Source organism: Streptomyces sp. SM11, from assembly GCF_002910905.1.
In the GTDB taxonomy this organism is placed as follows: domain Bacteria; phylum Actinomycetota; class Actinomycetes; order Streptomycetales; family Streptomycetaceae; genus Streptomyces.
This window is the reverse complement of the sequence record NZ_NEUE01000222.1, coordinates 20,855-40,016: the sequence shown is the minus strand read 5'-3', so window position 1 is coordinate 40,016 and position 19,162 is coordinate 20,855. Positions and strand designations below refer to the sequence as shown.

The 19,162-nt window shown below is 68.7% G+C and carries 17 protein-coding genes and 1 pseudogene; 4 read left to right on the top strand and 14 right to left on the bottom strand.

Annotated elements, in window-relative coordinates:
• The coding region (locus B9S58_RS22725; protein WP_103532483.1) for an IS630 family transposase at positions 1–1,028 on the top strand (1,028 nt) is incomplete at its 5' end.
• Between the two features lie 188 nt (positions 1,029–1,216).
• Here the strand turns inward: B9S58_RS22725 and B9S58_RS22720 are convergent.
• Entirely contained in the window at positions 1,217–1,981 is a 765-nt protein-coding gene (locus tag B9S58_RS22720; protein WP_103533928.1) for a transposase family protein, read from the bottom strand.
• 109 nt (positions 1,982–2,090) lie between these two features.
• Between B9S58_RS22720 and B9S58_RS37550 the strand changes: the two genes are divergently transcribed.
• Both B9S58_RS37550 and B9S58_RS22715 read left to right on the top strand, forming a co-directional pair.
• The gene (locus B9S58_RS37550) at positions 2,091–2,288 is read left to right on the top strand and encodes a hypothetical protein (RefSeq protein ID WP_103416273.1); all 198 of its coding nucleotides are present in this window, start codon (positions 2,091–2,093) and stop codon (positions 2,286–2,288) included.
• Between the two features lie 62 nt (positions 2,289–2,350).
• A pseudogene (locus B9S58_RS22715) lies at positions 2,351–2,604 on the top strand (transposase family protein); the annotation flags it as partial.
• Here the strand turns inward: B9S58_RS22715 and B9S58_RS22710 are convergent.
• The 5 genes from B9S58_RS22710 to B9S58_RS22690 all read right to left on the bottom strand — a co-directional run bounded on the left by B9S58_RS22710 (position 2,583) and on the right by B9S58_RS22690 (position 8,612).
• Positions 2,583–3,851 (bottom strand): IS701 family transposase, encoded by a 1,269-nt coding sequence (locus B9S58_RS22710; RefSeq protein WP_103533927.1) that lies wholly within the window; start codon positions 3,849–3,851, stop codon positions 2,583–2,585. The pseudogene B9S58_RS22715 and the gene B9S58_RS22710 sit on opposite strands and share 22 nt — an antisense overlap.
• A 522-nt stretch (positions 3,852–4,373) precedes the next feature.
• Positions 4,374–5,531 (bottom strand): acyl-CoA dehydrogenase family protein, encoded by a 1,158-nt coding sequence (locus tag B9S58_RS22705; RefSeq protein ID WP_103533926.1) that lies wholly within the window; start codon positions 5,529–5,531, stop codon positions 4,374–4,376.
• Complete coding sequence (locus B9S58_RS22700) at positions 5,531–6,748, bottom strand: MFS transporter (protein ID WP_103533925.1); 1,218 nt, start codon at positions 6,746–6,748, stop codon at positions 5,531–5,533. The genes B9S58_RS22705 and B9S58_RS22700 overlap by 1 nt, the downstream gene beginning before the upstream one ends.
• Positions 6,745–7,491, bottom strand: coding sequence for a bifunctional 2-polyprenyl-6-hydroxyphenol methylase/3-demethylubiquinol 3-O-methyltransferase UbiG (locus tag B9S58_RS22695; protein WP_103533924.1), 747 nt, complete (start codon positions 7,489–7,491; stop codon positions 6,745–6,747). The genes B9S58_RS22700 and B9S58_RS22695 overlap by 4 nt, the downstream gene beginning before the upstream one ends.
• Before the next feature lie 86 nt (positions 7,492–7,577).
• Positions 7,578–8,612, bottom strand: coding sequence for an enolase C-terminal domain-like protein (locus tag B9S58_RS22690; protein ID WP_103533923.1), 1,035 nt, complete (start codon positions 8,610–8,612; stop codon positions 7,578–7,580).
• Positions 8,613–8,715: 103 nt separating this feature from the next.
• Between B9S58_RS22690 and B9S58_RS22685 the strand changes: the two genes are divergently transcribed.
• Complete coding sequence (locus B9S58_RS22685; protein ID WP_097982494.1) at positions 8,716–9,465, top strand: class I SAM-dependent methyltransferase; 750 nt, start codon at positions 8,716–8,718, stop codon at positions 9,463–9,465.
• Here B9S58_RS22685 and B9S58_RS22680 read toward each other — a convergent pair.
• The 8 genes from B9S58_RS22680 to B9S58_RS22645 all read right to left on the bottom strand — a co-directional run bounded on the left by B9S58_RS22680 (position 9,462) and on the right by B9S58_RS22645 (position 19,158).
• Complete coding sequence (locus B9S58_RS22680) at positions 9,462–10,685, bottom strand: ATP-grasp domain-containing protein (protein WP_103533922.1); 1,224 nt, start codon at positions 10,683–10,685, stop codon at positions 9,462–9,464. The two genes, B9S58_RS22685 and B9S58_RS22680, sit on opposite strands and share 4 nt — an antisense overlap.
• Before the next feature lie 98 nt (positions 10,686–10,783).
• Positions 10,784–11,572: an ABC transporter ATP-binding protein gene (locus B9S58_RS22675; RefSeq protein ID WP_103533921.1), complete on the bottom strand. Its 789-nt coding sequence runs from the start codon at positions 11,570–11,572 to the stop codon at positions 10,784–10,786.
• The gene (locus tag B9S58_RS22670; RefSeq protein ID WP_146063553.1) at positions 11,566–13,551 is read right to left on the bottom strand and encodes a dipeptide/oligopeptide/nickel ABC transporter permease/ATP-binding protein; all 1,986 of its coding nucleotides are present in this window, start codon (positions 13,549–13,551) and stop codon (positions 11,566–11,568) included. The genes B9S58_RS22675 and B9S58_RS22670 overlap by 7 nt, the downstream gene beginning before the upstream one ends.
• Positions 13,548–14,624, bottom strand: coding sequence for an ABC transporter permease (locus B9S58_RS22665; RefSeq protein ID WP_103533919.1), 1,077 nt, complete (start codon positions 14,622–14,624; stop codon positions 13,548–13,550). The genes B9S58_RS22670 and B9S58_RS22665 overlap by 4 nt, the downstream gene beginning before the upstream one ends.
• Positions 14,621–16,180: an ABC transporter substrate-binding protein gene (locus B9S58_RS22660; RefSeq protein WP_181009412.1), complete on the bottom strand. Its 1,560-nt coding sequence runs from the start codon at positions 16,178–16,180 to the stop codon at positions 14,621–14,623. Before B9S58_RS22660 ends, B9S58_RS22665 begins: the two co-directional genes overlap by 4 nt.
• Before the next feature lie 109 nt (positions 16,181–16,289).
• The gene (locus B9S58_RS22655) at positions 16,290–17,099 is read right to left on the bottom strand and encodes an ABC transporter ATP-binding protein (RefSeq protein ID WP_103533917.1); all 810 of its coding nucleotides are present in this window, start codon (positions 17,097–17,099) and stop codon (positions 16,290–16,292) included.
• Entirely contained in the window at positions 17,096–18,061 is a 966-nt protein-coding gene (locus B9S58_RS22650; protein ID WP_103533916.1) for an iron ABC transporter permease, read from the bottom strand. The genes B9S58_RS22655 and B9S58_RS22650 overlap by 4 nt, the downstream gene beginning before the upstream one ends.
• Before the next feature lie 56 nt (positions 18,062–18,117).
• Positions 18,118–19,158 (bottom strand): ABC transporter substrate-binding protein, encoded by a 1,041-nt coding sequence (locus tag B9S58_RS22645; protein ID WP_103533915.1) that lies wholly within the window; start codon positions 19,156–19,158, stop codon positions 18,118–18,120.
• Between the last annotated feature and the right edge of the window lie 4 nt (positions 19,159–19,162).

The window sequence follows — 19,162 nt, the reverse complement described above, 5'->3', positions numbered from 1 at the left end:
ATGCCGCTCTGCGGGCCCGCCTGGTGCTGTGGACGGCCGAGGGGCGGCGACGCAAGGACATCGCCGAACTCGCAGGAGTCGCACCGAATACGGTGGACCGCGCCAAGGCCCGTTACCTCGTGGGCGGGATTGCCCAACTGGCTTCCCGGAAACCCGGCGGCGGACGCGATCAGGTCCCCGCGACCACTCGGGCCCGGGTGATCGCATTGACGAAGACAACCCCGCCGACGGAATCGGGGCTGTCCCACTGGTCCACGCGGACGCTGGTCAATCACATGAAGCGGCGCGAGGGCATCTCGGTGTCCTGGCACTACGTCGCCCGCATCTGGCGGGAGGAGAACCTCAAGCCGCACCGGAACGGCACCTTCAAGATCTCGAAGGACCCCGCATTCGCGGACAAGGTCGCCGATGTCGTCGGCCTGTACCTGGCCCCGCCCGGCGGCGCGGTGGTGCTGTCCATTGACGAGAAGACGCAGATACAGGCGCTGGACCGAACCCAGCCGGTACTGCCGGTCACCTTCGGCGCGGGCGAGAAGCGCACCCACGACTACGTACGGCACGGCACCACCAATCTGTTCGCCGCCCTCAATGTCCATACCGGTGAGGTGACCGGCGAGTGCAGGCCGAGCCGGAACGGGGCAAGCTTCCTCGCCTTCCTGAAGAAGGCGACCAAGCCGCACGCCGGCAAGGAGATCCATGTCGTCCTGGACAACCTGTCCACGCACACCACGCCGGAGGTGAAGGCATGGCTGGAGAAGAACCCCCACATCCGCTTCCACTTCACTCCCATCGGTTCCTCATGGTTGAACCAGATCGAGATCTGGTTCGGGATCCTGACTCGGCAGTCCATTCGCCGGGGCACGTTCTCCAGCGTCAACGTCCTGGTCAAGCAGATCCGCGACTACATCAACTCCTGGAACGAGGACGCGAATCCCTTCACCTGGACCGCGTCCGCCGAAGAGATCCTCGCGAAGGTCCGCGTCGTCCAGACCAACATGAAGAAACTCGTTAATAACAACTCAAACTGACACGATCAGGATCACGAGACACTAGTAGTGCTTGGTCATGTTGGTGCGGGGTCGGGCATGTCGCGGTGACAGGTGGGGCAGGCGCCGGTCCAGGTCGCGAGGAGTATCTGCAGTTCGCGGACGACTCGGTAGAGGCTCAGGCCGACGCCGTCTCTTTTGGGGATCTTTTCAGTGAGCCCTTTCCATCCTCACTCTGAGCAGGTCAGATGAAGGGTGAGGATGGCCTGGACGAGGCTGGTGATCTGGGTGGTCGAGCACCGCAGTTTGCGCAGGAGCCGCCAGGACTTGAGGGTGGCGACGGCCTGCTCGACGGGGGCCCGGATCTTCGCGTGGGACCGGTTCACAGCCTGCTGGCCTGCGGAGAGGGTCTCCCACCGTCCCCAGCACGGGATGCGGACCGTGCCGCCGGCGCCTCGGTATCCCTTGTCGGCCCAGCACGGAATGTCTGCCTCGGCGAGAGCGTCGACGATGCCGTGTTCACGGGCCGCCCGGATGTCGTGGACGGCGCCGGGCAGGGCCGGTGAGGCCCACAGCAGCCGGCCGAAAGGGTCAGCGATGACCTGGACGTTCATGCCGTGCTTCTTGTGTTTGCCGGAGTAGAACGGCCGGTCTGCGGCGATGCGGTCGATAGGAAGGAGGGTGCCGTCCAGGATCAGGTACGCCTTCGTCGATGCGGTCCGCACCGCGTCGGCCAGGCTCGGGGCGAGAGCGGCCGGGAGCCCGACCGCCTCGGTGACGTAGCGGTAGGCCGTCGTGGTGCCGATGCCAAACCCGGCCGCGAGCTGGGCATAGGTGTGTCCCATCCGCAGATGGGCGAGGGTGAGTAGTGACTGACGGCCGGCGCTCAGGCGCCGCCACCGGGAGCCGATCGCGCGGCGGTGGCGCCGCAGTTGCTGCGTGAGGAAGCGAAGGGCGGAACTGGACACGTCGACGCCCGACGGGTAAACAAGCACGTGAAGCCTCTGGTGGAGACGGTTCTCCTGGTCGAAAACCCATCTATCAGTGGCTTCACCACGTTGTCAGCCCAGCCGCCGAGCTTGCAATCACGTGAGGGAGGGCTCGATGAGCAAGAAAGAAGCAGCCAGCATGTCCCCGTCCCGCGCCGGCGTTGTGGTGACGCCGATCGGCATCGCCCTCATCTTGGTCGGAGCAGCGATGTACGTTCTTCCCGGTCCGGGCCTCCCCTTCCTGCTTCTGGGCCTCGCAGTTGCCGCAGCAGGAGCAGCCCTCTGGTTCACGGACCGCAAGGCCTCGAGCTGAACCCCTGGCGGCCATTGAACCCCCGCCAACCTGATTGCAGAGCTTGGCGGCTGGGCTGATACATGACCTGCTGGGCGGACAAGGGTTACCGGAGTGCCGGTGACGTGGTCTGCACCCCGTACCGGGGGCGACGGGAGATCCCCTTCGCTGATCAGCAGGCGGTGGACCGGTCCCACACCAAGATCCGCGCCCTCGCCGAACAGGTGTGACCACCTCCAAGTCCTGGCTGCTCCTGCGCAAACTGCGGTGCTCGACCACCCGGCTCACCAGCCTCGTCCAAGCCGTCCTCACCCTTCATCTGACCAGCTCAGGGTGAGGATGGAAAAGGCTCAGTCGCTGCAGGGTGCAGAAGGCGTGGGCGACCGAGACGAGGGTGACGTGGTGGTGCCAGCCTGGCCAGGTCCGGCCCTCGAAGTGGGCCAGGCCGAGGGCCTGTTTCATCTCGCGGTAGTCGTTCTCGATGCGCCAGCGGAGCTTCGCGGTGCGCACGAGGACGGGCAACGGGGTGGTCTCGGGCAGGTTGGAGAGCCAGAACTGCACGGGCCCGTCTTGGTCGGCCGGCCACTCCGCCAGCAGCCAGCGGACCGGAAGGTCGGCGGTGGTCGTGGCCTGGCGGATCTCGCGCCCGGCGGGCCTGATCCGCAGGGCAACGAAGCGGGAGTACATGCGTTTGTGCCCGCTGCGGCCGCTGCCCGGCCGTGATCCCTCCCTCCACTGCACCGGCCGCGCGGAAGATTTACCGGCCGCGATGACCATGTCCTTCACCCACTGTGCCGACTCGGGATAGGCAGGGACCGGCCGTCGGCCCCTGCCGAGGTAGGTCGGGGTCGACGGCCGTGCATCCTCGGGTTGTGCGGTGGTTGTTGTCGAGATGCCCACCACGTAGTCGAGTCCGCGTGTCTCCAGGCCGAGCCGGAAGGCGGCGGTGTCCCCGTAGCCACCGTCGGCAATGACCTGGGGCACCTCGATACCCCAGGACCGCGTCTCGTCGATCATGTCGAGGGCCAGCTGCCACTTCTCGACATGGCCCACCTGGGCAGGGATGGCGCACTTGTCACGGCGGGCCACTTTGGCCGGATCGGCCTTGGACGAGGAGGGATCCCAGCTCCCGGGCAGGAACAGACGCCAGTTCACCGCCGCCGAGGCACCGTTGGAAGCCAGGTGCAGCGAGACCCCGGCCTGGCAGTTGGTGACCTTGCCCGCCGTGCCGGTGTACTGCCTGCTCACGCACGCCGACGCGTCCCCGTCCTTGAGGAAGCCGGTGTCATCGATGACCAACGCGGTGGGCTTGATGACCGGCTGCATGCGCCAGGCCAGCCGGGCCCGCACATGCGCCGCATCCCACGGGCTGGAGGTCACGAAGTGGGCCAGCGCCTGCCGGTTACCCTCCTCACCCAGGCGGGCGGCCATCGGCTCCACCGACTTACGCCAGCCGTCCAGCAGCAGGCCCCGCAGATAGACCCCGCCCCACCGGCGCTGATCCGCCCGCGCGAACGGCTCGAACATCTCCGCCGCGAAGTCCTCCAGATCACACCGGACCGCAGCCAACTCCTCACCCAGCACACACGATCAACGACACGACCGATCAAGAAGACACGCCATCACAAACGACACATGACCAAGCCCTACTAGTCCACCGTCGAGGCCCCGGCTGAAGCCGCCAAAGCCTGGCGCATGCATGAAGCCGCAGGTCAGAAATCCTCTGCGGGCGGCTCATGGATCGCCACGCACTCCGCATTTGCGTCATCGGACAGCCATCGGTCACGGTTGGCCTCGGAGATGACCGGGGCAAAACCTACTTTCCGGCCTCCTGGACTACGGACTTCGATCCGGAGAACACCGCGACCGGTTCACTCGTCCGGCACGAAGTGAGGCAGCATCAGGGCCAAGCCCCACGTGGGCGGCTCACACCCGGTGCGAGAACCGGGTCAGACAACGCGCTCGACGCACCTCGTCGGCTGCCAGAACACGGCCACCGTCACGCCCAGGAGCGATCCGAAGCCATAGGTAAACCCGTGCTGCAACTCAAGTTCAGGAACCTCCTACACTTCGCCGAAAGTGTCAGCTCAGGCAGACAGAGCGTCCTCAGCTGTACGCGGTGATCCGCGGAGTCTTCCCGGTGAGACGGAAATTGCCGAGTTCCTGCTCCTTGTACACGAGAGGATCGTGCAACGTAAGCGTACGGGCGTCGCGCCAGAACCGGTCCAGACCTGAGGAACATGCCGTCGCACGAGCACCGGTGAGTTCGAAGATGCGGCTGGTTGTCTCCGTAGCCGTGCGGGAGGACATCACCTTGGCAGCGGAGACAGCCAGCGCTGCCCGGCCACGTTCGGCCGAAGTCAGCGCGAGACCGGCTGCGTCGGCGTCCGAGAAGGCACGGGTCGCTTCGTCGGCGAGGAGTTGTGCTGCACGAAGGTCAGCGTCGAGGTGTCCATACCCGGCGAGGATGTGCGGGTCGTCGACGGCGTTCTCCAGACCACTTGCCGGCCAGGGGCGCGAAATCTCGCGTGTGTACTGGGCGGCTTCGGCAAGGGCGCCCTCGCTGATACCGACGAGGACCTGCGTGAGCACCGCCTGGAAGGCCAGGGAGACAAGTGACAGGCGAAGCCAGCGCGTGCTCGAATCGTCCTCGTCGGCTGGGAACGTGCCCAGCACATCACCGGGGTCGGCTCGGACGTCCTCGAAGACGATGCTCCCACTCGCGCTCAGACGCTGGCCCAGGTTGTCCCAGTCCGACGGGTGCGAGACGCCGCCTGCTCCGCGACGGGCTACGACCACGAGCCGCGCCGCGCGATCGGCGCGGGTCGCGCTGACGAAGAGGCGGTCGGCGACGGCGCAGCCGGTGGCGAACGCGCCTCGGCCGGAGATCGAGAGCGCGTCGCCGGTCTCGCGGGCGACGATCGTGTCGCGCGGGTTGCTCACGGCCGCCACGAACAACTGGTCGGCCGCGACATCCTGCCGCAGCGAGCGCGCCAGTTCGTCGTTGTCGTAGAGCGAGGCACGCCACAGGTGCAGGTAGTGATAGCCGAGGAGGTGTCCGATCGAGGCGTCGCCGGCGGACACGAGCCGGGTGACGGCGTGCGTCGTGCGGTGGTCGTCGGGATCGACGGCGAGCAGCCCGCTCTCGCGCAGCATCTGGATCTCGGCCAGCGGCGGCTGGTTGGCGTGCTGTCTCTCGACCGCGTCCTTCCGCAACCGCTCGGCGACGGCGCGGGCGGTGGTGACAGCGTCTGCGGGGTTCATCACGAGCCTGTCCTTTCACGCTGGGGACGCCGGAATCGGCGGTACATGAGCAGCAGGGCCGGGGGAATCAGCACGCACTGGGCGGCGACGGCCACCCAGAATCCGGGCAGTTGTCCAGCGGTCTCGAACTGGTAGTAGAGCCTGCCGCCGACCAGCCCGCTGAGGAAGGCGCCAACGCCTTCGGCCAGCCGCTGGTGGCTGAAGACCACGGCTGGGGAGCGTTTCGAGCGGGCGAGTGCTTCGAGGACGTTCTTCAGGAGCAGTACGGAGTTTCCAGCGCCGATGGAGAGGATGCCGACGGCGAACGCCACCTCGTTGCCACCGGTGAACGCGATCATGCCGACTGCCAGGCCCCCGAAGCCGAGCGCCATCGCTTTGGTGTAGCGCATCTGCTCGACACGGTCGGCGATCAAGGGCTGCAGCACGGCCAGCACCAGGGAGTAGCCCATCATGGCCGCGCCGTAGAACACGGTGGGGACCCGGTGCTCGGCGTAGGACGACAGGTACTGGTAGAAGTGCATGTGCAGGTAGAGCGTCAGAGCGGTTACGGCGAAGGGCAGGACAGCGAGTCCCCGGAGCGCCCGGCGCAGCGGCTCAACCACTTCTTGCTCGTCCCTGCTCTCCCGGGGCAGGAACACATGGCCGACCATCATGAGCGCGTGCAGCACGGTGGCGGCGACGAACATCCCGCCGGGTTCGTGGATGAACAGGGAACCGACCACGGGGCCGAGCGCGACGCCGACGTTCCCCGTTGCGTAGCTCGCGGCCACCAGGCGTGGCCGTTCCGTCTCGCTCGCGCCGTGGACGGTATAGCCTCTGACGCTCGGCGAGTAGAGAGCCGTGGCAGCCGATCGCAGGAACAGCGCGGCGATGGTCACCGCCGGCCAGGCACCGCCGACGACGAATCCCAGGGATCCGATTGTCTGCAGGACCATCGAGATCAGAAGGCAGCGCTGGAACCCGATGCGCTCGGCGAGGGCAGCGCCCGGCACGCCGCCGGCGAACTGCACGAAGGTGGCGAGTCCGAGGACGACTCCCACCTGGCCCATGCTGAGTGACATCCGGTCACGCAGGAGGATGGCCAGGTACGGGTAGACGGAGAAGCTGATCAGGTTGACGAGGAATCCGCTGCCGAGCAGGGCGCGCTGTGTGCCGGTGAACGAGCGGACGCCGGACAGTACGGAACCGCCCGGCGCCTCACGTCGAGTGAACGTCACGCCGTCCGTGCCTTCTTCCCTCGCACGATCAGGCGGGTGGCTCCGCCGTCGTACGGGCGGCCGTCCCAGTCACCGAAGCACTCGACCTCCTCGAAGCCGGCCTGCTGGAACATGTCCCGCAGTTCCCTGGCGCTGTAGACGTAGCAGGTGAGGGAGGAGTGCTCGGCCGTGTTGCCCCGCACCATCGTCCAGTCGGTCCGGTAGCGGGTCCAGTCGTCCAGGATGGTGTCGCGCATGACGACCATGCCGCCCGGAATGTCGACGATCTTCGGAGGGCCGACCCAGGACGCGTACGTCTCCTTGCTGAGCAGGTCCACGATCAACTGTCCGTCCGGTGCCAGTGACTCGTGGGCGTTGCGCAGGACTTGGAGGTTCTCCTCGGGGTCCTCGAAGTAGCCGAAGGAGGTGTACATGTTCAGGACGACGTCGAATGCTCCCGGTGCCACGTACTCGCGCACGTCCGCCTGGACGAGCGCGGCTTCGACCTTGGCGTCCGCGCAGACGACGGCAGCTCGTTCGAGCAGTTCGCTGTGGAGATCCACACCTGTGGTCCGGTACCCCTGAGCGGCCAGGGGCACGGTGTACACCCCGACGCCGCAGCACTGGTCGAGCACGCGGCTGCCCGCCGGGAAAGCGAGCAGCGGGGACGTGGTCACCACCTCGGCGGCCCGCCGCTCCCTCTCGGGCGAGAAGAGCACCGCAGAGAAGCCGGACCACAAGTTCAGGTCCTCATACCAGTCCATCGTTCCCCTCCCGTCGTGCGACGCATACGCGTCCCTTCTACATGTCGTGCCGAGAGCGGGAGAAGTTCCCGCTGCCGGTGCGGCGGTCAGCGTGACGGGCGGACTCCCAGGCCCGGTTCATTGCCCAGGACGATACTGCGGTCATGGAGGCGGAGTCCCCGGAACGGGGGGTCGCTGAGGTAGAGGTGTCCGTCCATATCGATGTGGTCGGCGAGCGGAGCGAGCTGCGCGGCCTGGCTGATGGCCAGCTCGGACTCGCACATGCAGCTGAGCATGGTCCGGAGCCCGGCTTCCCGGCCCGCCTCCATGACCCTGCGAGCCCCCCGGATTCCGCCGGCCTTGCACAGCTTGACGACGATGCCGTCGGCGTACGAGCGTGCGGCGAGGACACTGGCGACGTCGGTGCACCCCTCGTCGAGGAAGACCGGCAGCCGGTCCGGGAACTCCCGGTAGCGGTGGTAGTCGTCGACGGCCGAGGTGGGGAACGGCTGCTCGATGAGCTGGATGCCCAGTTGGCGCAGACGAGGTGTGAGCGCGCGTGCGGTGTCGAGGTCCCACGCCTCGTTCGCGTCGATACGGACGGGCAGCGCCGTCACTGCCCGAATCGCCTCCAGCGCCTCGAGGTCGTCCGGCCCGCCGACCTTCACCTTGAGCGCACCCACCTCCGGTGCCTTGCGGACCGCGCTCACGGCTTCGTCCGGACTCGCCATGCTGATCGTGTAGACCGTCGGCCCCAGAGTTCTGGGCATGTTGAACAGCTCCCAGGTCGGCCGGCCCGCGGCCTTGCCGATCCAGTCGTGCACCGCACCGTCCAGAGCCATCCGTGCACCGGCCGGTGCGTCCCAATGCTCGATGCGATCGAGGACGAGCTGCGGGTTGTTCAGGTTCGGCCCGAGGATCTGCATGCCCTCGGCTTCCACCGCATCCACAACGTCGTCGGCGGTCACTCCGCTGTACTCGGTCGGTGTGCCCTCGCCGAAGGCGGTTATCCCGTCGTACGTGAGGGTGACCATGCAGGTGTCGACGGAGTTGATCTCGCCACGGGAGCTTTTCACCGTCTCGATGAGCTGCAAGGACGCGCGGCGCACAGCGAGTTCGGTCCTGCCGGAATCATGATCCATGAGTGAGCCTCTCTCGGTCGTTCAGGTCTTCTGGAACTTGGCGGGTCTCTGTGCCGACTTGTTTCACAAGGGATACGACGCGTGACGAGTGAAGGAGACGGCGATGGAATGGTTCGAGGACGAGACGTTGTGGGTCGATTTCTCGGATGTATTGTTCTCCGCCGGACGTGCCGAGGAGGCCCGGGCCCGGGTCGGCTCGTCCCCGCTGCTGCGGGTGCCTGCCGGTGCCGCGGTGCTCGATCTCGGTTGCGGGCCGGGGGCGTACGCGATTCCGCTGGCCGGGAGCGGGGCCGCGGTCACCGGTGTGGATCTCAGTGAGGCTCTGCTCCGGCGCGCGAAGGAGGGGGCGTCGGAAGCCGGAGTGGAGCTGCGGCTCGTCCGGGCGGACATGCGTGAGTTCATCGAGCCTGACCGGTTCGATCTGGCCATCAGCATGTACACCTCTTTCGGTCTCTTCGCCGATCACGACGAGAACATGCGGGTCCTGCGGAACGTGCGGGCGAGTCTCAAGCCGGGAGGTCACTTCCTGATCGACCTGTACGGGAAGGAGATCCTGGCCCGGGACGGCGGTCTGCCGCACATCCTGGATGTCGAGGGCGGCACGATGATCGTCCGTGGCACGATCCTCGGTGACTGGGAACGGTTCCGGGACGACTTCATCCTGGTCCAGGGCGAGCGGGCCCGGACGGCGTTCGTCGAGCACACCCTCTACAGTGCTTTCGAGCTGAAGACGATGCTCGTCGAGGCGGGGTTCACCGACGTCGAGTGCTTCGGCGGCTTCGACGCCGAGCCCTTCGACAACCACGCCCGACGGCTGATCGTACGAGGCAGCCGCGGGTCGGAAGCCGCCTAGCACCGGGGGCGCGTCTCGGCATGCACGGCTCCCGCCGCGGTGACCGCACGGTGCGTGGCGATCTCCGCGGTGGGGCCCTCGGCGAGCACGATGCCCACATAGCCCCGTCCGTCGGTCAGTTGGTCGATGTCCGCTCCGATCGCTTTCGTCGGATACCACGTGGGCTGCCCCGGGTAGCGGGAGATGTCCTCAAGACCGTGTACGGCGACGAGTTCGCCCTCCTGAGTCGGGTAGGCGAGGACGAACGCGACAGCCGGGCCTCCGGACAAGGGGGCGTCGAGCAGCCGTGGCCGGACACCGAGTGCGAGGTCGACCAGACCGCCGTACACGTTCACGTCGAGCGCGCGGCACATGGATTCCCCGACCAGCGCCCCGCCGATGCGGGGATTGACCTCGATCAGCCGTGGCCCGTCGGCCGTCATCGACAGTTCGATGTGGGCGAACCGGTCGGTGTATTCGAGCGCTGCGAGAACCTCCCCGAGCCACGCCTCGATCTCCCTCAGCTCCGCCGGCGGCAGCGCGACGGGAAACGCCGTCACATCCTCCCGGAAGAAGGGCTGCGCGGACATGAGGCGGCTGGAGAGGCCCAGCAGCCTGGTCTCCCCCGCCCAGGTCACCGTCTCCGCGCTGTAGACCGGTCCGGCGAGGAACGGCTCTGCGAACAGCCCTCCGAAGAGGGAGGCGCCCTCGGCCTCCTGGTGGAACCGGGAGAGGTCCTGGGCGTCGCGGACGAGCCACACGTTCCGGCTGCTGGTGCCTGCCGTGTCCTTGACGATGGCGGGCAGCCCGACGGTCGCGGCGAGCCGTTCCAGATCCACCGCAGCAGCCTTCTCCACCGGCATGGCTCCGAACGGGCTGAGTCCCTTGCTGTACAGGAGGTCGCGCACGCGGGCCTTGTCGCGTACGAGGCGGATGACGGCCGGGTCGATGCCGGGCAGGCCGAACTCGGCGGCGAGTTCGGCACCGGCCACGCCCCAGGTGTCCGTCGAGCTGATGAGGCCGCGAAGGTCCTCGATCGACGCGAGAGCCTCGGTAACCGCCTTTCGGTCGCCGGTGTCGACCGCGACGACTTCGACGGATCCGGCGGGCAGGGTGGCGAGTTCGTGCAGGTACAGCGGCTCCACACCGGTCAGCAGTACCAGTCGCTCGCCCGACTCGTGTGCGGCGCGGGCAAGGTGGGCGAGGCCGAAGGAGAGCATCTCAAGACAGGCGATGGTCATACCTACATGTCGGTCCCATGTCCTGGAAAGTTCCCGCTATTACCGGATCCGAAGGCTGTTCCCGCTGTGTGGACCGGGCTGCTCGGGTTGGTCCGTGATCAGCTCCGAACGGCGTCCTTGACCGCTGGTATCTCCATGGTGGGGATGGCCGCGAGGAGACTGCGGGTGTAGGCGTGGCGGGGGCGCGTGGTGAGGTCCTCGGTGCGGCCCTGCTCGACGATGCGGCCGTCCTGCATGACGGCGATCCGGTCCGCCAACTGCGATACGACGGCGAGGTCGTGGATGATGAACAGGCAACCGAGGTCGAGTCGTTCCCGCAGATCGCACAGGAGGTTGAGGACCTTCGCCTGGACGGACACGTCGAGTGCCGTGACCGGTTCGTCGCAGATGAGCAGCCGGGGTTCCAGAGCCAGCGCGCGGGCGATCGCCACCCGCTGCTGCTGTCCTCCGGACAACTGGCGGGGGCGGCGGTCCCCCACCTCCGGGTTCAGCCCGACGAGGTCGAGGAGTTCACCGACGCGCGCCGAACGGGACCGTGCGTCACCCAGCCGGTGGATGCGCAGAGGTTCCTCGATGGCCTGCCGTACCGTCTGGCGCGGGCTGAGCGTCAGAGAAGGGTCCTGGAACACCATCTGGACCTGCCTCCGGTGAGCGCGAAGAGCGCGCCGCCCCCGGATCGCGTGTACGTCCACCTCTCCCACGCGCACCGCTCCCGCATCGGGGCGGTGCAGCCCGGTCACGACGCGCGCCAGGGTCGTCTTGCCGCAGCCCGACTCGCCGACCAGCCCCACGATCTCACCGGCCGCCACACTCATCGTGACGTCCTTGACCACCGTCACGGCGTTCGGGCCGCCGTGACGGGCGCTCACGTCCACGATCTCTAGCACGAGCTGTCTCCCTTTCCCACGGCGACCGTCGGCTCACCGGGGTGCCGAAGGCAGGCCGACCGGTGCGTGGCCGCTCCTGCCAGTGCTTCCAGAGGAGGTGCCGCGTCCACGCAGGAGGCCATGGCAAGGGGGCAGCGGGGGGCGAACCCGCAACCGATGGTGTCGTCCGGGCCGGTGCCTCCTTGGCCGGGCATGGTGCGGAACCGGGTACCGGGTGCCGTGCCCGGGCGCGGGACCGCGTCCAGCAGCCCCCGCGTGTACGGGTGGTCAGGTCGGGTGAGCACGGCGGCGAGGGGCCCTGTCTCCACGATCCGGCCGGAGTACACGACGGCGACTCTGTCGGCCAGCCGGGTCACCACCCCGAGGTCGTGGCTGACGACGACCATGGACATGGCCAGCTCCTCGCGCAAGCGCGCCAGCAGGTCGAGCAGTCGGGCCTGCACGGTGACGTCGAGGGCGGATGTGGGCTCGTCGGCGATCAGCAGCTCCGGCTCACAGGCCAGAGCCATGGCGATCTGCGCCCGCTGACGCATTCCGCCGGACAGCTGGTGGGGGAACTCGCGTGCGGTCGTGGTGGGGTCGGGCAGGCCGGCCATGCGCAGGAGCTCCTCGGTGACCCGGCGGGTCGCGGGGCGCCGCCCTCCGCGGCCCGCGTTGCGGACCGCCTCGTCGACATGCGCGCCGATCGTCCTGAGCGGGTTGAGAACAGCCCCGCTGTCCTGGAAGACCACTCCGACCCTGTGGCCGTTGATCCGGCGGCGCTCCGCCGTGGTGAGCCCGACCATCTCGCACGTTCCGGCGCCGTCCGCCAGCGCGGCGGAGCCGGTGACCACCGCGTACGGGTCCAGCAGGCCGAACGGGGCCAGTGCGGCCGTGGTCTTGCCGCTGCCGGTCTCGCCGACGAGGGCGAGGACTTCGCCCCGGCGGACCTCGTACGACATGCCCGCGACGACGCGACGCCGCTCACCGTCCCGCGGGTAGGTGACAGTGAGGTCCCGCACACGGAGGACCGGGGTCTCTCCGGGGCGTCCTGGCACCGTCTCCGGTGGGGAGGATGTCGTGCGTTCGGCGACGCGGGGCGCGGACGGTGCAGCCTTCCGGCGCATCGCCCACGCCGACCCGGTTCGTGTCGGCCGGACCAGGCGGAGGACGGAGGGCCGTTCCTCGCCGGCCGCCAGCCGCTCACCGAGCAGGTTGCTGGCGAACACCACTGCCGTAATGGCGATGCCGGGCGGATAGGCGAGCCACCACGCGGATTCCATGAACGCCCTGCCCTCGACGAGCATCTGTCCCCACTCGGCGTTCGGCGGGGCGACACCCAGGCCGAGAAAACTCAGCGTGGCCACGCCGAGGACGATGGTGCCGACATCGGTACTGGCGTAGACGAGACAGGGCGCCAGTGCTGGCGGGAGCAGGTGCCTGCCGAGGATGCGTGCACGGCCAGCGCCGAGCAGGCGCAGTGCGTCCAGATGGGGGCTCTTGCGCAGGTCGGCGACGCGGGCGCGCGCGATCCGCGCGTACGGCGCCCACGACCAGAGGGACAGCGCCAGGATCAAGTTCTCCACACCGGGTCCCCGTACGCCGATGACCGCGAGGGTCACCAGCATGCCGGGCAGCGAGACCACCACGTCGATCACCCGGGAGACGGCCCGGTCGACCCATCCGCCGAGGTAGCCCGCGCCGGCCCCGATGACGGTACCGGCCGTCAGGGCGACCGCGAGCACGGCCGCGGTGACCGAAAGGGAGATCCGGGCACCGTGCAGGATCCGGCTGAGCTGGTCCCGGCCGAGCTGATCGGTACCGAGCGGGTGCTCCGAGGACGGCGGCAGCAGCCCGGCCGCGAGGTCGTTGGCAGTCGGATCGGCCGGGGAGAGGACCGGGGCCAGTATCCCGACGACCGCGAAGAGGATCAGGGGCAGTGCCAGCAGCACCGTGCCGATCCACACGCGGCGCCCCGGACTTCGTGCCTCAACGGTCATGACAGCCCCTTCCGGATTCGCGCTCCCGGAACTTCGACCGGTTCGCGGAGCGCCGCGTCCGTGCCCGAGGTCTTGCTCCCCAGGAGCGTGGGCCGACGGCGGGAACGGGCGTCCCCGCCCCGCCGGGAACGGGGATCTATGAGCCCCTGCAGCACATCGGCACAGCGGTTGGCCAGGATGAAGCCGCCTCCCATGACGAGGGTGGCCGCCTGGAGCGCCGGGACGTCCCGGGAACCGGCGGCCTGGACGAAGTAGGCGCCCATGCCAGGCCAGCCGAAGATCTGTTCCACCACGACGGTGGCCACGAGAAGGGTGCCGATGCCGAACGCGGCGACGGAGAGGATCGGTCCGGCAGCGTTGGGCAGGCCGTCGCGGATGACGATCGACAGCGTTCCACTGCCGCGTGCCTGCGCCGCGCGTACGTAAGGCCGGTCGAGGGCATCGCGCAGCGTGACGGCGACCACGCGGCTGAGGACACCGGCAACGGGCAGGCCCAGTACGGCCATCGGCATCAGCCACGTCGAGGGGCCCGCCATGCCTGATGTCGGGAGCAGCCCGAGGCGGATCGCCAGATACAGGACGAGGAGGTAGCTCAGCCAGAACGACGGGATCGAGCTGACCAGCAGCGCGCCGGTGCGCAGCGCCCCGCGTAGCACTCCGCGCCGGAGTACCGCACCGGCGACGCCGACACCCACCCCGAACACGACGGCGACCACAGCGGATCCGCCCACCAGTGCCAGCGTGACACCCAGCCGGTCCGCGACTTCGGGGCCGATCGCGGCGTCCGTACGCAACGAGCGCCCGAAATCGCCGGTGCAGGCATCGGCGAGCCACCGTACGTAGCGCACGGGTGCCGGGTCGTCGAGCCCGAGTTCCCCGCGGACGGCCTCGATCTGCTCCGGCGTGGCGGGGCGGCCAGCACGGGTCGCCGCCAGCACCGCCGCGGGGTCGCCCCGCGCGAGCAGGACGAGGGCGAAGGTCCCCACCGACATCGCCAGCAGCACGCCGACGGTGTCCACGGTCCACCGCGCGATGTGACCGCCGGCGGTCGCCAGCCGGCCGAGCGGTCTCACCCGACCGTCACCCCGGTGAGCTCCAGGTCCACGTCCGTGGGCGGGACGGCGAATCCCTTCACCGTGTCCCGGGTCGCGTAGATCCGCGGCCGGTAGACCAGGGGGACGAAGCCGGCGTCGGTTGCGACCTCGTCGTAGAGCTTCTGGTACGCGGCGGCGCGTGCGGTGGGGTCGTCCGCGAACACCGCCTTGTCGACCAGGTCTTCGGTGGCCTTGGTCACCCAGAGCGGGCCGCGGGCTCCTGAGGTGAACATGGAGACGATCGAACCCGAGGGGTCGTAGGGTGCGCCGAGTCCCTCGAAGAAGGTGATGTCGTAGGTGCCTTCCGCCCGCTCGTCGTAGTACGCGGCGGCGTCGACCGGGGAGATGTCGACGGCGATGCCGACCTCCTTGAGGGATCCGGCGATGGCCTCGGCCATCGAGCGGGGGTCGAGTTGCCCTTGGGCGGGGGTGGCGGGGATGAGCAGTTTGAGGGAGAGCCGCTTTCCGTCCTTGACCCGGTTTCCGCCGTCGAGGGTGTACCCGGCGGCGTCCAGTGTGCTGCGGGCCGCTGCCTGGTCGAAGTAGTCCGGCAGGTCGGTGCCCGAGTCGGGCACGTTCGGGGGGAACACCCGCCGTGCGGGTTTGCCGTAGCCCTGGAACAGGGCCTTGGTCAGGGCGGTGGTGTCGATGGCCTGGCGCACCGCCTCGCGCACGGCTCGGTCTCCGGCCGGGCCGTCGGCGTTGAACCCGAGCATGATCGAGACGTCCGGATCGCCGACGAGCGACGTGATGCCTCCGCGCCCGCTCAGTGTCTTGGCCTCGACCGGTGTGATCGGGGCCTGGTAGGCGCCGCCGATGAGGTCGATCTCCCGGTTGCTCAGTGCGTCGAGCCGGGCCTGGGAGTCCGGTATGACCTTGAATTCGACCCGCTCCAGCTTCGGCCGGGTCCCCCAGTAGTCGTCGTTGCGTACCAGCTTGGCCCCTGTCGCGGAGTGGGATTCCAGCTTCCACGCCCCGGTTCCGACAGCCTTCTGGAACGTGCCGTCGGCTTTCGCCGCCTTCGGACTGAGCAGTCGTACCGGCCGGATGATCGACAGTTCCTGCAGGAGCGGCTCGTACGGCTCCGAGAGAGTCAGCCTGACGGTGTCCTTGTCCGGGGTCTCCACGGCCGAGATGACCTGGGAGGCCCGGAAGAAGGTGAACTTCTTGTTGCCCACCCACCGGTCGAAGTTCCACTTCACGGCGGCGGAGTCGAAGGGCGTTCCGTCGGTGAAGGTGACACCGTCCCGCAGGTCGAAGCTGACGCTTCTGCCGTCCTCGGCGACGCTCCACGACTCCGCGAGTCCCGGCTTCAGCTTCCCGCCCTCCGCGTAGGTGACGAGGGGCTCGTAAACCGCGTCGAGCAGGACGAAGTTGCCGGTGAACGCATGAGGGTCCAGGGCGCCGGACTCCTCGCTCAGGCCGACGCGCAGCACCGTGCTGGCGGAACCCGATGTGCCGGGGCCGGCGGAGCACCCGCCGATCAGCACGGTCGAGGCGGCGAGGACGACGAGAGTAGCGCGGGGTCGTAGCACGGACACTCCTGGCGGACGGTAGCCATGGCACGGTGGGTGATCGCCCACCGCGGAAGTAGTCGGTGGGCCGGTGCGGATAGTTCCCGCCGATCACCAGATGCTTGCGTGGTCACAGTGACACCCGTGCCTGACCGGCCTCCCTCGTCTCTGCCAGCGGATGCGCTCCGTACGCGATCCGCACGATCCCGTCGTCGTGCCGCGTGGTGGTGGCTTCGACACCGAACACCTCGCGCATCACACCGGGGGTGAGGACGTCGAGTACCGGGCCGGCGGCGACCGCCGCGCCCTGGTCGAGGACGACGATCAGGTCGCAGAGGCGGGCTGCGAGGTCGAGGTCGTGCAGGACCGCGAGGGTGCTCACACCGGTGGAGCGGATGAGGTCGAGGAGTTCGAAGCGGGCACGGATGTCGAGGTGGTTGGTCAGTTCGTCCAGGACCAGCAGGCGCGGCTCCTGGGCCAGGGCGCGTGCGAGGAGGACGCGTTGGCGTTCGCCTCCGGAGAGGGAGGCGTACTCGCGTGTGGCGAAGGGGCGGATGCCACAGCGGTCGATGGCGTCGGCGACGGCGCGCCGGTCGTCGGGGTCCTCGCGGCCGACCAGCCCGTGGTGGGGAGTGCGGCCGAGTTCGACGATCTCGGCCACGGTAAGGCCACCGGTGCTGCCCGCCGGGTCCTGGAGGACCGCGGCGGTACGGCGGGCGGCGGTACGGGGGGCGAGACGCCAGACGTCGTCGTCACCGACCCTCACGACACCCTTGGTGGGGCGGAGTGAGCGGTAGACGGTCCGGAGGAGGGTGGATTTGCCGCTGCCGTTGGGGCCGACGAGTCCGACGACGGCTCCGGGCAGGACCTCCAGGTCGACCCCTTGGAGGACGGGTGTGCCTTCCAGTTCGACGTGGACCTGGTCGACGGTGAGCTTCATACGGTGTCCAAGCCCTTGTTGCGGCGCAGCAGCCAGACGAAGAACGGGGCGCCGAGCAGGGCGGTGAGGATGCCGAGCGGCAGTTCGTTCGGGCGGATGAGGGTGCGGGAGAGGAGGTCGACGAGGACGAGGTAGACGGCTCCGAGCAGCGCGGTGAGCGGAAGAAGCCGCCGGTGGTCGGCGCCGACGGTGAGGCGTACGAGATGGGGGATCATCAGCCCGACGAAGCCGATGCCGCCGGCCACCGAGATGACCGAGCCGGTGAGCAGGGCGGTGATGACCAGCAGGACGGCACGCAGCCGGTTGACGTCCACTCCGAGGGCGGTGGCGGATTCATCGCCCGCCAGGACGGCGTTGAGCCGCCGGCCGAAGAGGCCGAGCAGGGCCGTGCAGGTGAGGACGATGGTGGCGACGACGGGCAGTTGGTCCCACTGGGCTCCGGCAACGCTGCCGAGCATCCAGAACATCACCGTGCGCAGCTCGGTAGGGGTGGCCCAGAGCTGGACGAAGCTGGTCGCCGAGAGCAGCACGTATCCGACCGCGACCCCCGCGAGGACGAGGCGGGTGGGAGCCAGGCGGCCTCGGCGGCGGCCCAGGGCGAAGACCACCGCCCCGGTGGCGAGAGCGCCGAGAAAGGCTGCTCCCGCCACGCCCACTCCCCCGATGCCGATCCCGCCGACGGTGATAACCAGGACCGCCCCGAAGGAGGCTCCGTAGGAGAAGCCGAGCACGGTCGGGTCGGCCAGCGGGTTGGCGACGAGGGTCTGGAGGACGGCTCCGGCCACCGCAAGCCCGGCACCCGCGAGGCCCGCGAGCAGGACCCGGGGCGTGCGGAAGTTCCACACGATCTGGTCCAGTGCCGGGTCGTCGGTGGCCCCCTGTCCGGTGAGGTGGTGGGCCACGACGGTCCAGACGTCGGCGACCGGGATGGTCACCGCGCCGATGCTGATCGCCGTGATCATGGCAGCGATCAGCGCGACTGTCAGGACGGTGACGCCGAGGGAGAGCCGCAGTCCGGTCAGAGTGCGTCGGGGTGGAGTGCCTTGGCGATCTTCTCCACGGCCAGGTCGTTGCTGGGGCCGAGGTAGATCGAGTCGGACAGCACCACGTACGCGTCGTTCTTCGAGGCCGTCCACTGGGGGAACTCCTTGAGCAGCTTCTTGGCGTACGCCGTGGGGTCGGGGTCGTTGTAGCTGATGACGACGAGGGCGTCCACGTCGGCGGCGGCGACCTTCTCCTTGCTGAGGTCGGCGAAGGAGCCCTTGGCCGCGTTCTCGAAGGCGTTGGTGCCGCCCGCGTGGGCGAGGATGTCGTTGTAGATGCCCTTGGCGACGACGGAGCTGAAGTCGTTGCCGCCCATGCTCATGTTGGAGAAGAGAACCATGACCTTGGGCTTCTTCTCTCCCTTGACCTTTTCGGCGACCTCGGCGATGCGTTTGTCGGACGCGGCGATCAGCTTCTCGGCGCGGTCGCTGACGCCGAAGATCTTGCCCATGTCGCGCAGCAGGGTCCGGCTGTCCTCCATGGTCATCTTGGCGGTGTCCTGGTCGCAGCCCTGCGGCGAGATGTAGCTGTTGGCGCCGACCTGCGTCAGCTGGTCGCGGGTGGCGAAGCCGTTCTTGGCGTCGAAGCCGTAGGCGGTGGTGGACAGGACGAGGTCGGGGCGCTGGGCGAGCATCGCCTCGCGGGGGATGTCGAAGGCGTCATTGAGCTTGATGTCGCCCTTCGGCAGCTTCTTGATCTCGTCGGCGCGGCCCGGTACCTCGGACAGGCCGTAGGTCTGCTGGTTGACGACGATGCGGTCGTTCAGCCCCAGGGCCAGCAGGGTGGAGACCTCGGCGACCGAGGCGCCGTTCATGACGACGACGCGCTCGGGGGCCTTGGTGAAGGTCTGCTGCACCCCGCAGTTCTGCAGCGTCACCGGGTAGCCGCCGGAGGAGGACGAGGCGGCGGGCTTCTCGGCGGCCGCCGTCTTCCCGTCCGACGAGTCCCCGCATCCGGCGGTCGCGAGGCCGACGACGGCCATCATTCCGAGGGCGGCGATCCGCTTGGTGGACATGTGT

Coding starts and splice junctions, on each gene's coding strand:
- B9S58_RS37550 (WP_103416273.1), top strand. CDS start 2,091: ATGAGCAAGAAAGAAGCAGCCAGCATGTCCCCGTCCCGCGCCGGCGTT.
- B9S58_RS22705 (WP_103533926.1), bottom strand. CDS start 5,531: ATGAACCCCGCAGACGCTGTCACCACCGCCCGCGCCGTCGCCGAGCGG.
- B9S58_RS22695 (WP_103533924.1), bottom strand. CDS start 7,491: ATGGACTGGTATGAGGACCTGAACTTGTGGTCCGGCTTCTCTGCGGTG.
- B9S58_RS22690 (WP_103533923.1), bottom strand. CDS start 8,612: ATGGATCATGATTCCGGCAGGACCGAACTCGCTGTGCGCCGCGCGTCC.
- B9S58_RS22685 (WP_097982494.1), top strand. CDS start 8,716: ATGGAATGGTTCGAGGACGAGACGTTGTGGGTCGATTTCTCGGATGTA.
- B9S58_RS22680 (WP_103533922.1), bottom strand. CDS start 10,685: ATGACCATCGCCTGTCTTGAGATGCTCTCCTTCGGCCTCGCCCACCTT.
- B9S58_RS22670 (WP_146063553.1), bottom strand. CDS start 13,551: ATGACCGTTGAGGCACGAAGTCCGGGGCGCCGCGTGTGGATCGGCACG.
- B9S58_RS22655 (WP_103533917.1), bottom strand. CDS start 17,099: ATGAAGCTCACCGTCGACCAGGTCCACGTCGAACTGGAAGGCACACCC.
- B9S58_RS22650 (WP_103533916.1), bottom strand. CDS start 18,061: ATGATCACGGCGATCAGCATCGGCGCGGTGACCATCCCGGTCGCCGAC.
- B9S58_RS22645 (WP_103533915.1), bottom strand. CDS start 19,158: ATGTCCACCAAGCGGATCGCCGCCCTCGGAATGATGGCCGTCGTCGGC.